Genomic DNA, 15,227 nt, shown 5'->3' with positions numbered 1-15,227 from the left:
ATTCATTTCCAAACTTACTAAAAATTAAATAATTTCCAATAAAAAACATCTTTTAGCAAGAACTTCCTCCCTGATATAATACTATCGATAACTTATTAAAGGGGAATGAGAATGACAAATCAAGAGTTTGAAACGCTGGTGAACAAGCTTGAAAAACAGGCATCAGCCAACCCGAAGCTGTACAGATTCAAAGTCATCCTGCTCACTGGACTTGGTTTTGGTTACGTCGCACTATTTTTGTCCTTATTTTTATTTTTAATGGCCGTTTCGGTAGCCATGATCGCAGATGGGAATTTCACCTTTGGGAATGTAAAAGTTTTGCTCTTGACGGGAACTCTGTCATTCTTCATCATCAGAGCGCTGATTGTAAAAATGGAAATGCCTGAAGGATATTATCTGCAAAGGGAGGAAGCTCCAAAATTATTTGAAATGATTGACTCTTTGCGCGTCAAAATGAACACGCCGCCTATTGATGAAATTGTACTCGACAGCGAATTCAATGCTTCAGTTGCACAAATTTCTGCCTATGGATTCATCGGGAAAAAGCGGAACGTCCTTGTCATCGGAATCCCGCTTTTAACGGCGCTTTCCCGGGAACAATTTACGGCAGTCCTGGCGCATGAGCTTGCTCATATTTCTAATTCAGACACGGCCATGGGTGCGAGAATCTACCGTTTGAGAATGAGCTGGGGGCGTTTAATGCATTCCCTGGAGGAAAACGAACAATTCGGCACTTTTATTTTCAGGAAATTTTTCCAGTGGTATTATCCAAGGTTTGACGCCTATACATTTGCCATGGCAAGGCAGCAAGAATACAGTGCAGACCATTCGGCAGCTTCGGTAACCTCCCCGCAGGCTATGGGAGAAGCACTGGCTGTTACTTCTATAGCCGCACCGTATTACTACCGTGATTTTTATAGCGAATTGTTCGAAGAGTGTGCCAAAACAAACAGTGTCCCACAGCCATATTCCAACTTTGCCGAGAAGTACCAGAAACTTAGCGACCAAAAAGCAGCACAGTATTTCACTGAAAAACTCGAAGCGGAAAGCTATGTGACAGATACCCATCCTTGTTTAAAGGATCGGCTTTCTGCCCTGGGCACAGAAGCGGGATTACCGGAGAGACAACAGGAATCGGCGCTTGACTATTTCCTGGCTTTCCCTGGCCGGGTTTTAAGTGACTTTAATAAAATGTGGGTTGAATACAATCAGGATGAGTGGAAGGAAGATATTGAAGACTACAATGAAGCAAAGCAGCGATATGAAGAGCTATCACAAAAACAAGTAAACTCTCTTGAAGAACTGCTGGAAAAGGCTTTTTTGACAGTAGAGTTTAATAGTTTGGAAGCTGCGATTCCGTTGTATAAGGAAATTGCTGAAAAGCATTATGAAGACCAGCGGACTGCGGGGGCACTAATGACTTTGGGAGAGCATTATCTGGCATCCAGGGACACTGCGGAAAAAGGAATACAATGGATCAATCTTGCTATGTCATATGATTGGGAATTGCGTTTGCCTGGTCTTGACCTGTTATGCGGATACTATTATGAAACAGAACAAAATGAGTTATTTGAAAAAACAAGAGATCAGCTGGAAGAGTGGGAACAACTCGTAGAGGCTTCCAATGAAGAGTGCGACTTTATCCATCCAAACGACCGCTTTATTGCTCATGAAAAAGAAAACAAAGAAATCCTCGCAGGAATCAATCAACTTGAACAGTTTAAAGAAATCTCAAACGCTTATCTCGTAAGAAAACAGCTCACGTCGATTCCAGAGCGTAAACAATATGTCCTCGGTCTTGACCTGTCACTTCCGAAAAGCACGGACCTCGACGAAGCTGAAGAGACCTTATATGAAAAATATATGAATGGTCTGGGAGAGTTCGAGGATACTTGCGTGATCATCCTCAATGACAAAAAGGATTTGCGAAAAAGTATGCTAAAGATTGAAGGTTCGATGATTTATTCTGAATCTGATAAAGAGCAGGCCTCTTAACAAAGAAGCAGTGAAGCCCCTGGGACTTCGCTGCTTCTTTGCTGTATATCATGTTATATCAAGTTATTTCATTAACCAAAACACCAATACAACGATCAGTATAAAAACAAGACAGCCACCCTTTGTCGGGCTTCCGTACAACGCTCTATTCCATCCATCATCAGAGTCTATTTTACTATCATGATTATTTTTGCTGCGCTCAGACATCTAATCACCCCTAATACCTTCACTCTAAGAGTGCAATTGGTTTCATTGAGCACACTCACTCTTCCTTGAACTCCGAAACCGTGCCAAGGCTCCACACTTCATCGATATACTTGATCCCGTTATATCCTGTGATCTCAAGTTTTAAATCGGCTTGATTGATTCCCTCTAACTTCATGTTTTGTTCCGTGACAAAATAGCGAGGCTGCTCTAATTTTTCATAATCGATAGGGTCTTTATGGACATCATATTTGACACCGTGTTTGTCAATGATCACTCCTTTAGAGTCCATATGCATGATGCTTGGTTCATTATCACTTCCGTCGGTGAAATTGACCTGAAGGGATTCATATTCCCGATTTTCAAGGTCATTGTCGATAATCGTCACTTCGGTGGACTGACGGCTTTCAACCTTGTCGATGGTGAGCTTACTGCCTGCATATTCAATAGTCTGGGGAAATGTCTGACTCCCCCCTATATCAATGCTCTTAGGATCTATAATCGAAAAATAAACCGAATCTAGTTGAGCACTTACTTCTTTTGGTTTTTCACCATACATTGGACCAAAATGCAATTGAAGGGCAGTCCAGGCACTATCCTGCTGGTGATCCATAAAAAGGCTTCCATAACGGTCAGTCTTCAGTTTCTTCTTATTCACTCGCAGCGTCTTAAAATTAGCCATTTCAATTCGCTTGTCTTGCTTTTCCATATTAATGGCATATTGTAAAACTGTGGCGGTAGGGGCGATCGTCAATTTCTCGAACCGAATCGGGATTCCCTCGATTTCCTTCTGTTCATTCAATGCATATTCGGTTGAAGGCTGCTTGGCTGCCGGGAATTCGAAGGTCCAATTCCCTGTTTTATAAGCATCGCCTCTTAATCCATATAGCATATTCGGTTCGCCAGTCAACTCCTGGAGCTTCGTAATCCTCAGCTTGATTACTCCTTGATTTTCTTCAAGCGGCCACAGCGCCACCTTTCCGTAAAACACATTCTTCTGATTTTTGTTCATTTCCGCTTCCACATCCGGTATAGAATACCGTGGATATGAATCCCGTTTCATAATATCATTCTGGTTCTCTACAAAGACCCCATCCTCAAAATTCATGACATATCGCTTGTCTTCATTCAGGTCGCGAATTTCATAGAAAACGAGCGTCTGGAAATCATCCGCAACCACACCCTTAATTTTCACCACTACCCCGTTACTTTCCGCCTCCAGATTCAGCCTTTGGCCAAAACCCTCCTGAAGGAAGGCACGCAAATGCACATCATCTTCTGTCCATGCATAGTAGGCCTTCGGAAATGCACCTGTAATGAAACCAATCATGATGATAAATGCAAATGCACTGGAGAAAATGAGAGCCCGTTTTCTGCGTTTTTTCTTAATCTGCTGTTGATGCTCCTCTTTAACTGCCAGCCTCTTTCGTATGTTTTCCATAAAATGAGGCGGGACTCTCAGGTCATTTGCATCGTCCGCAAAATTCAATCTGGTCATGGCCACTTCTTGAAAGCTGGCCAAATCTTCCTGGCACTCCCGGCAGTTATAGAGATGCTTCTCAAACTCGATCTTCGCCGGCCGGTCCATGGATTTTTCCAGGTAATCGATATAATTCTTTTGAAAATCCTTACAGCCATTATAGTCGGAAGCATACAATTGATTTCTGACAGACTTGACCCCTGAAAACAAAAGGCCCCTGATTTTACCTGTTGAAATGCCGAGAATTTGACCGGCCTCCTCCAGAGAAAACCCTGTGACATATGTAAGAATCAGCGCTTCCTTCTCCTCACCAGACAGTTGATCAATGGCATTAAAAATACCCGGGCGCGGTTCCACTCCCTTTGAATCTCGAGCAAGCTCTCGGCTGTTTTGCATCAGAATAGAAATCACCCAATTCTTGAATGATTGATTCCCTTTATACCGTGGCAACTCCTTATGCATCTGCAGGATTGACCGGTAAAAAAGCTCCTCAATCTGATGTTGATTCGGCAAATAAAACCAGCCCATCGTATAGAAATATTCCTTATGCAGATCAAACCAATCAACGACAGATTCAATTCCTTTTTCTTGAACAACTGCAGTCGAAATCGGCTCTATTTTTTCCAGGATCATCTATGTATTCCCCCCTTTGGGACAAAGGGACGGTTCAGCTGTCCCAAACGTTTTTTCTGTCATGTAATTTTAGGAGCAAGAAGACACTATCCTCTTCATCTCCTTCTCTCAAACTTGGATCCACTATTTCCACTACATTCCGTTGCTGTTGACAATTACATTCATCCATTAGGCCTAGACTACTTCCAATTTTCAAGCCGCAAGATTTATCAACTGAATAGGCAAATTGTTTCTTTAAGTTGCTGATCCTTTATGTAAAACGGCAATTCTTCAACTTTAAAGATACCACAAATTGGAAGATAGAGACATAGGAACTATATAGTTATATGCAAAATAATATAGTATTTACATTTTTTACCGAATTAACCCTTGCATTACAAGATACCATTTTGTATAGTATTGGTATATCTTGTAATACAAGGTAGTGATATTCACACCAAATACCTTGCAATACAAGTTACCGAAAGGAGTCAGTTCATGGCTGATACCACGCAAATGCTAAAAGGAATACTCGATGGTTGTCTTTTATCCATCATCAAAGAAGGCGAAATTTACGGATATGAATTGGCTGCCAAGTTAGAATCCTATGGCTTCCATTCTTTCAGCGAAGGGACGATTTATCCCCTGTTGCTGCGAATGCAAAAAGAAGGCCTGGTGACCACCACTCTAAGGAAATCTACAGCCGGACCGAAACGGAAATATTACTCTTTGACCAAAAAAGGCGAGCAGGAATTGGAGCAATTCATCATCCGGTGGACGCAACTAAGCTCCTCGGTGAACAATGTATTGATTAAAAGGGGGAAATGAACGGGATGGTTTCGAAACAAGCGGAGCAGTTTTTAGTGGAACTGCGGATGTATTTGATTTCAAAGGGGAAAAACGACCAGGAAATCAACGAAATTACCGAAGAACTTGAGGTCCATTTAATGGAGGCCGAAGCAGCCGGCAAAGATGTCAGCCATATCATCGGCGAAAGTCCGAGGAAGTACATGAAAAGCATCGGCGAATCCATGAAGACAGATTACCGGCAAATAGCAGGCCTGGTTCCATTGATGATCCTGCTGCTGTCAGCCTATTTAAGCATTGGCCCTGCAATCGAGGGAACTTTTTCCGTTTCTCAAGGGACCATCTGGTCGGCGGTCATCATCAGCGTCATTGGTATCCTGATCTACGGCTTGTTTTTATTCAAAGCGCTGCCAAAACTCTTTCAGTCTAAATGGAAATATCTTTTATTTCTTGCTACTTTCATTGCTGTAACGAATTTAATGGTATCATTTCTGCTTTGGTACCAAGCACAGGATTTCGAAACCGTCTTTGTCGCTTCTCCGGCACAGAACAACTGGATCATTATCCTGTCTGCAGCCATTTTCATCAGTGCTGCTCTCTACACTAAAACCTGGTTAACCATAATAATCCCTTTGTTCATATCAATGGGTCCTATTGCAACTCGCTTCATACCGGAAAAAGCAAACAATGACCCATTGTACATCACGATTACTCTCCTGGCATTTTTATTAGCCGCCGCTGCTGCAATAACTATCTTTTTTATCCAGAGAAAGAAGCAGCAAAATAAGATTTAAAGTTCAAAAAGGAGCTCAACTAGGTTGAACTCCTTTTTTTGCATAACCTAATGATCCAAAGCCCATTATTCGAAGCAAAAACACGTTGACTCTCTTTTTTTACCTAAAATAGACCGCAAAAATTGGGCGCCCGAGAACCCTCTCATATTCCCACACATACTAAATCTCCTTTGGCAAATAATATTACCGTTAAAGCAACAATTGAGGAGGGTTTTTATGCAAAACAAAGGCAAAATGGGTGCTGAAATGAAACCAGGGTTCGCTGGCACGGATGCGCAGCAAGTAAAACAGCAAATCCAGAAAGATGTAAACGCAGGACAGGGCGAGATGACTTCCCGAGAAGCAGGAGCCATGCGCGATTAAAACCACTTTAAGTGGTTTTTTCTATTTCGCTACATATTCTTGCTCTGCTGAAGGAGTTTGGACTGGCCGGTACGCTTCCATTCTTCTACTGTCTGATATGCCTTTCAGGGGTGTATCCTTTTCCTGCGAGCACACCCATCAGGATGAATTCCTGAAGGAGGTGCATAGCATTAATACCTCTTTTGACATCCTCCAGTCTTTCTGTACCAAAAATTCGGTGTGTCTTACCATTCGTATGGCGTATTTCCAAAAACAGCTATATTTCCATTGCCATGCGGACGACCGCCTTCTGCAGCGGCTGCATCGGCTTTGGTCACGTGAACAGTACCAAATGGATGATTTGGCGGAGCATAGATTGAATACAGTTTGAGCGGCGTATTGCCCGTGTTGGTCACATTATGCCATGTTCCCGCAGGAATCATGATGGCAGAATCATCGGCGACATTTCTCTGGAAGGTCAGGTTATTTCTGCTCTTGCCCATTTGGACAACCCCCTGGCCCTGTTCAACCCGTAAAAATTGATCGACATTCGGATGCATTTCCAATCCAATATCGTCTCCAACATTGATGCTCATCAACGTCACCTGTAAATGACTCCCTGTCCATATAGCAGTTCGAAACGTATTATTCTGCTTTGCTGCTTCATTGATATTAATGACAAATGGTTTTTGCCCCTGGTCAGTTATCCTGTAACCTCCATCCCCGTACGTATACCGGTAGGCATGATTATAGGGATACTGCCAATTCCCCCAAGTGTTATTCACCTGTCCATTAGAATAGTAAGGATTTTGTTGCGGATATCCATAATACATTTTGGTCATTCCCCTCAAAAGTTTTTTAAGATATCCTATGCAGTGGATGAGAGAATGTACTTTGACTCATGTGCACAGTCTCAATGTCAGTGTTATAAAAAGAAGCCCCAACATTCGTCAGGGCCCCTTCATTACTTCCTATGCATCTTAAATTCTAGAAATAATTCATTATAAAAAGCCAGGTTTTCCTGCCCGAGATTTTCATAAACTTCCAGCTTCTCTGTCAGCTTAGCGGATGGATAGAATCTTTCATCCGTCACCATCTCCTCAGGCATAAATTCCAGCGCTGCTTTGTTGGGCGTCGAGTAGCTGACCCACTCTGTATTGAGGGCTGCCACTTCCGCTTCAAGCATGAAATTGATGAACTGGTGCGCACCCTCGACATTCTTTGCAGTTTTTGGAATGACCATGTTATCAAACCAGAGATTGGAGCCTTCTTCCGGGACGACATAGTCCAAGTTTTCGTTCTCTGACATGATGTCGGCAGCGTCACCTGACCACACGAGGCCGATAGGCGCTTCTTCATTGGCGAGGAGAATTTTGATTTCATCGCCGACGATGGCTTTGATGTTCGGTGTCAGGGTGTCCAGCTTCTCCTTGGCTTCGCGCAGGTGAGCTTTATTTGTATCATTCAACGAGTAGCCGAGGCTATTCAGCCCCATTCCCATTACTTCACGGGCTCCATCGACCAGCAGGATTTCATTTTTCAGCTTAGGGTCCCATAGGTCATTCCAGCTTTTAAATTCCTTCCCGTCAAGCAATTCCGGGTTATAAACAATCCCAACCGTACCCCAGAAATAAGGAATTGAATACTTATTTTCCGGATCGAATGGCAAGTCCATGAAGCGACTGTCAATATTTTTCAAATTCGGCAACTTCGAATGATCAATCGGAATGAGCAGATTCTCTTCCCTCATTTTTTCTATCATATATTCAGACGGGACGGCGATATCATACGATGTTCCGCCCTGCTTGACCTTTGTCATCATCGCCTCGTTGGAATCGAAAGTTTCGTACACGACACTGATTCCGGTTTCTTTTTCAAAGCGCTTGATCAGATCAGGATCAATGTAATCGCCCCAGTTATAGATTGTCAAAGTGTTATCGCCTGAGTATCCCTTTGTATCATTCAATTTTGAAATCATCACCAGCAGTAACGCTGAAACAAGGGAGATCACGATGAACACACGCACTAATTGCTTCATTTCCTCACCCCCACTGCGTTCAGCTTCTGGCGCTGTGTGATGAAGTAATAGACTACGACAAGAACGATTGTGAATAAGAATAATAACGCCGATAAAGCATTAATATTTAAGGATACGCCACGGCGTGCCAGGGAGTAAATTTCCACAGATAAGGTGCTGAAGCCGTTACCTGTTACGAAAAATGTCACTGCGAAATCATCGAGCGAGTAAGTCAGCGCCATGAAAAAGCCAGCCATGATCCCTGGCGATAGGTATGGCAGGATGACCTTTGTCAGGACATCCCAGCTGTTCGCACCAAGGTCCCTTGCCGCATCAACAAGTGAAGAGCTCATTTCAGACAGCTTCGGCAGCACCATCAGAACGACAATCGGCACGCTAAAAGCAATATGGGAGAGCAAAACGGAATAGAATCCGAGCTTGTAGCCGGAAATCGTAAACAGAATCAGGAATGACGCCCCGATGATGACGTCCGGACTGACAATCAGCACATTGTTCAAGGACAGCAGCGCATTGCGTGTGGAGCGTTTTTTTACCGCATGAATTGCCAATGCCCCGATGACACCAATGATGGTTGCAATCACCGCTGACAGCAAGGCAACGACCAGCGTGTTCAATACAATGATCAGCAATCGGACATCGCTGAACAATTCTTTGTACCAATCGAGCGTGAAGCTTTCAAAATTGTACATCGTCCCCCCGCTGTTGAACGAGTAAAAAATGAGGAAAAAGATTGGCGCGTATAAAATGAAGAAAACGATCATTAAGAATACATTCGCCAGCTTAGAAGTTTTTCGCTCCATTCTACACACCCCTCTTTCTTGTACCAGTAACAGCCATGATCGCGAACATGATGATGATCAAAAATACCGCAATCGTCGAACCCATTCCCCAATCCTGCGTCACGAGGAAATGCTGCTCAATCGCCGTACCGAGCGTGATGACACGGTTTCCAGCAATAAGGCGAGTCAGCATGAACAGCGACAATGCCGGAATGAACGTCACCTGAACCCCTGACTTGACCCCTTCAATCGTCAGCGGAAAAATAACCCTCGTGAAGGTCGTCCATTTGGATGCTCCTAAATCATTGGCCGCATCAATCAAGGTCGGATTCAATTCATTCAGCGAATTGAAAATCGGTAAAATCATGAATGGGATGAAAATATAAACCGATACGAAAATAAAACTGAAATCAGTAAACAGAATTTGCTGCGTGCCAATCCCGATTGCTTCCAACAATTGATTGCTGACTCCGTATGTCCCAAAAATCCCAAGGAATGCGTAGGCTTTTAACAAAAGATTGATCCATGAAGGAACGATGATCAGCAATAGCCAGAGCTGTTTATGTTTTGTTTTCGTTAAAAGATAAGCCGTTGGGTAAGCAACCAAAAATGAGAAAAAGGTAATCAGGAATGCGTACCAGAAAGAGCTCAGCGTCATCGTCAAATAGACTGGAGTGAAGAACTTCTGGTAGTTGGCCAGCGAAAACTGGCCGTTGATGTCCAGGAATGAATAGTAGACAACCAGCACAATCGGCGCGATGACGAAGAACACCATCCAGAGCGTATAAGGCAGTGTGTACCATGAACGTGTCAGTTTCGTGTTCATTTCACTTCTCCATCCTCATATGCTTCTAGACGCGCATCAAACTCCTCTTCCGTTTCACCAAGACGCATGACATGGATGGCTTCCGGATCAAAATAAAGCCCGATTTGTTCTCCCACTGCTGCCTTTTTCGTGGAGTGGACAAGCCATTCATTGCCTTCATTGTCGTAGCAGCTCAGTTCATAGTGCACGCCGCGGAATAATTGTGAATCCACCTTTACCTGAAGTTTGCCGTTCCCGACTGTGGTGATTTCCAGATCCTCAGGTCGGATGACGATTTCAACCGGCTCGTTCGGGTTGAAGCCCTTATCGACACACTCAAAGCGCCTGCCCGTAAACTCAACGAGATTGTCTTCAATCATCGTGCCTTTCACGATGTTCGATTCACCAATGAAATCAGCCACAAATCGATTGATCGGCTCATCATAAATATCCGTCGGGCTGCCGCTCTGCATGATCTTCCCCTGATTGATGACGAAAATCTCATCCGACATTGCCAGCGCTTCTTCCTGGTCATGCGTGACAAAAATAAACGTGATGCCAAGACGCTGCTGCAGCTCGCGAAGCTCATACTGCATTTCAGTACGCAGCTTCAGGTCAAGTGCAGACAATGGCTCATCCAGCAGAATGACCTCCGGCTCGTTGACAATCGCCCGGGCAATCGCCACACGCTGGCGCTGCCCGCCTGACATCTCACGAATTTCACGAGTCTCATAGCCTGAAAGATTCACGAATTGCAAAGCTTCCCTTACCTTCGCTTCAATATCTGCATTCTTCATCTTCTTGATCCGCAAACCGAACGCGACATTCTCAAAAACATTCAAATGAGGGAATAGGGCGTAATCCTGAAAAACCGTGTTCACCTGGCGCTTGTTCGCAGGCAGGTCATTAATCCTTGTGCCATTGAAAAAGATATCACCAGACGTCGCCTCCGTGAAACCAGCTATTAATCTAAGAATCGTCGTTTTTCCACAGCCAGACGGTCCCAGGAGCGTATAGAATTTCCCCCGCTCAATCTCAAAACTCACACTGTCCAAAACAGGCGGGTCGTTATCGTATTGCTTCGTTACATTGTTGAAATGAATAATCGTAGAATGATTCATTAATCCAACCTCCTTTTCATTTTGCTTTTTCCCAATAAAAAAAGGCCATGAAGCCTTGATGAATAAATAACTATTTTGCCATTCGAAATAATTATACAATAGGGGCGTGAAAATACAATGAGTGCTGTTATTTTGTCAGCCTTTGTTTTCTTCAAGGAGCCTGGCTGAATCTGCAAGCCTTTGTGACCAGCTTTTCCTCATTTACCATCAGACCTGTCATGATTCCATGCTTTTCTTGACAGCTTTTCTCCTTTCACCATCAGACCTGCCATGAATCCCGAACTTTTCTTGACAGCTTTTCACCTTCCTCCAACAGACCTGCCATGAATCCCGAGCTTTTCTTGACAGCTTTTCTCCTTCCTCCATCAGAACTGCCATGATCCCTAGCTTTTCTTGACAGCTTTTCACCTTCCTCCATCAGACCTGCCATGATCCCTAGCTTTTCTTGGCAGCTTTTCTTCTTCCTCCATCAGACCTGTCACGATTCATTGCAACCTCCCAATAATAAAAAAAGCTGCCACTATGACAGCTTTCGAAAGCTTACTCCTGATCTTCAAGTTGAACAAAATAATGGTCCTTCCGGTAAGAAACAGCCTCCATTGTGGCGACGGTGTTATTTTCATGAAAAATTTCGATTCTGTAAAATCCTGTCCGGAAGTTCCGCCTTGTTTCTGTCGCCCTTGCCACGATTTTCTCTCCCGGTTTCACTGCTTCAATAAACTGGATGGTGGTTGATAAGCCCACCGAAGTTTTCCCATAGGCATTGCATGCTACCGAAAAAGCGTGATCAGCCAGAGCATAGATTACCGCACCATGGACGGTTCCGTGTGCATTCACCATATGATCTTGCACATCCAGCACCGCTTCAGCAAAGCCTGCCTCAAATTTCGTTAACTGAATACCTAATGACTGTGCATAAGGGTCGTTTTTTACTTGCTCAAGAATTTGCTCGAAATGGTTTTCATGGATTTGGTATTCATCAATTCTCTTCTTCACAATGCCCCTCCTGAATCAGTCTCTCTCCCTTGCCCTTTGTGTGTCCCTGATATTCTTCTGAACCGTTATCGCTGCAAAAAGGCTAAGAACAAATGACATGCCATAGAACCCTTTTTCGCTTAGAACAATGCTGCCTGCATTATACAAGCCGATGGCCATCAATGAAACGGATACGACCAGCGCAAACCAGCTGATGCCGTAATAAATGCCGGTAACAGGTACTCCCTCTTCCTTGTCCCGGACCGCTTTTTGCAATGACACGGATGCGTAAAGTCCAAAGATCAAAACAGCAAAATAATAGCCTTTTTCATTCAGCTGCATGGCTGCATTGAACAGTCCGATTAAATAAGCGGAAATCCCCACTAACAGCGCTGCCCAGGAAGCCCCTTTAAACGCTGAAGTAGGCTCTCCTTCTTTCCTTTCGACTCTCACCTTCGGCTTACTTTGCTCGCCTTTATCCAATAAAATCTCATTTTCATTAGGCATTAGTTGCTCTCCTCCTCTTTTTCCTATAAAAATAGTGCTTATGTCTAAATTTATTATATAGAAATTTATGACAAATAATAGTTAAAATTCTTAAATTTGTAATTTTTAAAACATCCTCTATGCAGTTCTAATATTTGAATTTGGGATATCATATTTTTTCCATGAGAGGGGATAATACTTTCGAGGTGAGAATATGGATAAGGACAACGTACGGCTTACTTCGTCTGAGATAGGTTCCTTGTGGGGTGAATATGTAAACGGGACAATGATCGATGCAGTAAACAGATATATGGTTACCATCATTGAAGACGGGGCAATAAAAGCCATCTTTGAGGACGCGATTAGTACATTCGCCCGCCAAAAGAATCAGCTCGCTAAATTCATCGAGAATGAAGGTTTTCCTGTTCCAATTGGATTTGGTGAAAATGATATCAATATCGGGGCTGCCAGGCTGTTCTCCGACATTTTCTGCTTGAATTATTTACATATCATGACATTGCACGGATTGATCGGGCACATCACAGCACTAAGCGTATCCGTCAGAAAAGATTTACGGGATTTCTATGATTCGTGTGATAATGATGCCAAGAAAATGTATACCCAGACAATTGAACTATTGCTTGAAAAAGGCAATTTTCAGAGAGATCCCTTATTCTATCCTGATAAAAACCCTAGCTTTATCGAGAGTGAAGATTTTACCGATGGAATCTTCGGAAACGGAAGATATTTATCCGCTACGGAAGTGATCAGCATTTCTTTCAACATCAAGAAAAATATTATGGCCAAAACAATTTCGATTGCCTTTAGCCAAGTGGCTCAATCAAAGGAAGTCAGAAAGTTTCTAGTGGAATCTGAGAAAACGGCGGACCAACACATCCAAAAGTTTACCAGCATTATGCACCATGATAATTTGCCAGTTCCCCGTTCATGGGAAACAGAAGTGACAACTTCCACTGATTCCCCATTTTCGGACAAGCTCATGATGTATCACACAGGATTCCTGTTCCAAGCCTCGCAAGTCTACTACGGAACAGGATTGGCATCTGCCATGCGGTCGGATTTAGTTACAACGTACGAAAGCATCATTTTGAAAAATATTTTGGTGACAAAAAAGTGGTTTGATATCATGAAAAAGCACAAATGGCTGGAACAACCCCCACTTGCGCCAAATCGAAAAGAACTCGCAGGTGATAACTAACGATCAAATGTCCTTCCGTATGTGGGTGGACATTTTTTCATTCACTTAAATTTGCTGAGATGTGCGGGAAGTTCGAAAACCCTGCCCAGACCTCTATCGTTCTATCGTTACATGCGGCTTACTGAAGTGGCTCGTTCCTCCGCCCCCTACAAGGATGTAACCATTTTTCGGGAAAAGCGCCAGTCTTTTTGAACCATCAGAAAGGATCAGCTCGACTGAAGCCTTGTTTCTCAGCGCGATATATTTAACATACCCAGTTTCCGTAATCGTCGTCTTCCAGTTTTCATCGAATTCCGCCCTCAACACACGGTTGGAATAAGTCTGGTTCGTTATCTCCCTATCCATTTGCTTCTTCCTCCTTTGTAAAAAAATGCTCTCCATAGTTTATTCACTGTTTGAAAATTGGCATAGACAAGTACACACTTCGAACCTCGCAAATGAAAAGGAGCCACCTTTTACGGCAGCTCCCCCTTTACTTCATGTCCATTTTCACTATTTCAGCTTAGCCAGTTTACTGTTAATTTCAGAGATTTCTTTCTCAACCTCATAAAGATTCTTCTGCATCCGATCCCTGCGAGCCGTAAGCACACTCAGCTGCTGTTTAAGATCCTCTTTCTTCTCACTCATTACACACAGACCCCCACAGTTAAAAATCTACTTACAATTGAAAAAAGATCCTCTCTTTCCGAGAAATCCTTCCTTATTGTGTACAATTATTCAAGGATAATTAGGAGCGAAATACTGAAAAAATTAGTAAGGATAATTAGGGTTTTTCAAAACTAAACACTTTACATCCTAAACCTTAAAAACAGACACCAAATATGAAACCAAGACACTGAACCACTGCAGAGCTGCAAATAAAAATATTGTTTCTACGCTGTAATTCGGATCGCTTAAGAGCATGATCATCAAAAAGGGAATCATCAGTATCGATAAGATTCCTGCCAGCATCAGACTTTTGGCTAAAATACTCACCTGATATTCGTCGTATTCCTTCGTCCTTTTTATAATGATAATAAGTACAATCAAAATTGCTAAACCAATGATTAAGTAGCCAATGTATCTCATATTCCCAGACTTAATAAAATCGGACCAACCGTTCCAAAATGCGGATTCTAGGGTTTTACTGTGAGAAAGCAATTCTATAAATTCGACATGACTTGCGGTGAAAATAAAAATAAATGCATAGACGGCTGACATAAAACCAATAAAAAATATATTGACCAAAGGCTGTTTTAAAATCCTCATTTTCTCACACTCTCCTCGAATTCGAATAATTCCTCAATACTCATATTGAAAAGTTTCGCTAAGTCATAGGCAAGCCAGATCGATGGATCAAATTTTTCTTTTTCAATAGCATTGATGGCCTGGCGTGATACATTTACCTTCTGGCCCAGCTGTGCCTGTGTCCAACCTACCTGTTCCCTTAGTTGTTTGACTTTATTTTTCAAAGTGAGCACCTCTCTTCATGTCAGGTTAACATTACATTTAATTTACTTTTCACTCCATTTAATGTCAAGTAAACCTTACATATCTACCACAAAAAAACGCTTCCCAATTAAGAAAGCAT

The 15,227-nt window shown here is 42.8% G+C and carries 19 protein-coding genes; 5 read left to right on the top strand and 14 right to left on the bottom strand.

The features are described 5' to 3' along the window. Nucleotides 1-111: 111 nt before the first annotated feature. Complete coding sequence (locus B5X77_RS02300) at nt 112-1,995, top strand: M48 family metallopeptidase (RefSeq protein ID WP_176167208.1); 1,884 nt, start codon at nt 112-114, stop codon at nt 1,993-1,995. 63 nt (nt 1,996-2,058) lie between these two features. On the opposite strand, the gene B5X77_RS23160 is transcribed toward B5X77_RS02300, so the two are convergent. Next, on the bottom strand, nt 2,059-2,202 hold the full coding sequence (locus tag B5X77_RS23160) for a hypothetical protein (protein WP_176167207.1): 144 nt from the start codon (nt 2,200-2,202) through the stop codon (nt 2,059-2,061). A 55-nt stretch (nt 2,203-2,257) separates the two neighbouring features. Beyond that, complete coding sequence (locus tag B5X77_RS02295) at nt 2,258-4,312, bottom strand: DUF4179 domain-containing protein (protein WP_079504706.1); 2,055 nt, start codon at nt 4,310-4,312, stop codon at nt 2,258-2,260. Nucleotides 4,313-4,789: 477 nt separating this feature from the next. Here B5X77_RS02295 and B5X77_RS02290 point away from each other — a divergent pair, with 477 nt between their 5' ends. The 3 genes from B5X77_RS02290 (at nt 4,790) to B5X77_RS23155 (ending at nt 6,255) form a co-directional block, all read left to right on the top strand. Continuing rightward, entirely contained in the window at nt 4,790-5,119 is a 330-nt protein-coding gene (locus tag B5X77_RS02290; RefSeq protein WP_079504704.1) for a PadR family transcriptional regulator, read from the top strand. Nucleotides 5,120-5,124: 5 nt separating this feature from the next. Then, entirely contained in the window at nt 5,125-5,892 is a 768-nt protein-coding gene (locus B5X77_RS02285) for a DUF1129 family protein (RefSeq protein ID WP_079505834.1), read from the top strand. A gap of 216 nt (nt 5,893-6,108) precedes the next feature. Continuing rightward, complete coding sequence (locus tag B5X77_RS23155; RefSeq protein WP_176167206.1) at nt 6,109-6,255, top strand: hypothetical protein; 147 nt, start codon at nt 6,109-6,111, stop codon at nt 6,253-6,255. Nucleotides 6,256-6,479: 224 nt separating this feature from the next. On the opposite strand, the gene B5X77_RS02280 is transcribed toward B5X77_RS23155, so the two are convergent. The 8 genes from B5X77_RS02280 to yiaA all read right to left on the bottom strand — a co-directional run bounded on the left by B5X77_RS02280 (nt 6,480) and on the right by yiaA (nt 12,459). Continuing rightward, the gene (locus B5X77_RS02280; RefSeq protein WP_079504702.1) at nt 6,480-7,067 is read right to left on the bottom strand and encodes a cupin domain-containing protein; all 588 of its coding nucleotides are present in this window, start codon (nt 7,065-7,067) and stop codon (nt 6,480-6,482) included. Nucleotides 7,068-7,198: 131 nt separating this feature from the next. After that, on the bottom strand, nt 7,199-8,272 hold the full coding sequence (locus B5X77_RS02275) for an ABC transporter substrate-binding protein (protein ID WP_079504700.1): 1,074 nt from the start codon (nt 8,270-8,272) through the stop codon (nt 7,199-7,201). After that, nucleotides 8,269-9,072 (bottom strand): ABC transporter permease, encoded by an 804-nt coding sequence (locus B5X77_RS02270; protein WP_079504698.1) that lies wholly within the window; start codon nt 9,070-9,072, stop codon nt 8,269-8,271. The genes B5X77_RS02275 and B5X77_RS02270 overlap by 4 nt, the downstream gene beginning before the upstream one ends. A gap of 1 nt (nt 9,073) precedes the next feature. Then, nucleotides 9,074-9,877, bottom strand: a complete 804-nt coding sequence (locus B5X77_RS02265; protein WP_079504696.1) for an ABC transporter permease — start codon at nt 9,875-9,877, stop codon at nt 9,074-9,076. Beyond that, complete coding sequence (locus B5X77_RS02260) at nt 9,874-10,977, bottom strand: ABC transporter ATP-binding protein (RefSeq protein ID WP_079504694.1); 1,104 nt, start codon at nt 10,975-10,977, stop codon at nt 9,874-9,876. The genes B5X77_RS02265 and B5X77_RS02260 overlap by 4 nt, the downstream gene beginning before the upstream one ends. A 259-nt stretch (nt 10,978-11,236) precedes the next feature. Continuing rightward, a complete protein-coding gene (locus B5X77_RS23150) occupies nt 11,237-11,395 on the bottom strand; it encodes a hypothetical protein (protein ID WP_176167205.1) in 159 nt (52 codons plus the stop codon). Between the two features lie 122 nt (nt 11,396-11,517). Next, nucleotides 11,518-11,973: a PaaI family thioesterase gene (locus B5X77_RS02255; protein ID WP_079504692.1), complete on the bottom strand. Its 456-nt coding sequence runs from the start codon at nt 11,971-11,973 to the stop codon at nt 11,518-11,520. A 15-nt stretch (nt 11,974-11,988) separates the two neighbouring features. Further along, on the bottom strand, nt 11,989-12,459 hold the full coding sequence (gene yiaA / locus B5X77_RS02250) for an inner membrane protein YiaA (protein WP_079504690.1): 471 nt from the start codon (nt 12,457-12,459) through the stop codon (nt 11,989-11,991). Nucleotides 12,460-12,652: 193 nt separating this feature from the next. On the opposite strand from yiaA, the gene B5X77_RS02245 reads away from it, so the two are divergent. After that, nucleotides 12,653-13,657: a DUF3231 family protein gene (locus B5X77_RS02245; protein WP_079504688.1), complete on the top strand. Its 1,005-nt coding sequence runs from the start codon at nt 12,653-12,655 to the stop codon at nt 13,655-13,657. A 93-nt stretch (nt 13,658-13,750) separates the two neighbouring features. On the opposite strand, the gene B5X77_RS02240 is transcribed toward B5X77_RS02245, so the two are convergent. From B5X77_RS02240 to B5X77_RS02230, 4 genes are all read right to left on the bottom strand, one after another. Next, nucleotides 13,751-14,002, bottom strand: a complete 252-nt coding sequence (locus tag B5X77_RS02240) for a hypothetical protein (RefSeq protein WP_139378280.1) — start codon at nt 14,000-14,002, stop codon at nt 13,751-13,753. Nucleotides 14,003-14,149: 147 nt separating this feature from the next. Then, nucleotides 14,150-14,284, bottom strand: a complete 135-nt coding sequence (locus B5X77_RS23590; protein WP_257391693.1) for a hypothetical protein — start codon at nt 14,282-14,284, stop codon at nt 14,150-14,152. Between the two features lie 168 nt (nt 14,285-14,452). Further along, complete coding sequence (locus B5X77_RS02235) at nt 14,453-14,905, bottom strand: hypothetical protein (RefSeq protein ID WP_079504684.1); 453 nt, start codon at nt 14,903-14,905, stop codon at nt 14,453-14,455. Continuing rightward, nucleotides 14,902-15,108, bottom strand: coding sequence for a helix-turn-helix transcriptional regulator (locus B5X77_RS02230; protein WP_079504682.1), 207 nt, complete (start codon nt 15,106-15,108; stop codon nt 14,902-14,904). Before B5X77_RS02230 ends, B5X77_RS02235 begins: the two co-directional genes overlap by 4 nt. Nucleotides 15,109-15,227: the final 119 nt, after the last annotated feature.

Origin of the sequence: Mesobacillus jeotgali (assembly GCF_900166585.1) — a bacterium.
Lineage (GTDB): Bacteria > Bacillota > Bacilli > Bacillales > Cytobacillaceae > Mesobacillus > Mesobacillus jeotgali_A.
Note: the sequence above shows the minus strand (reverse complement) of the source record. Positions and strands in the feature narration are given on the sequence as shown.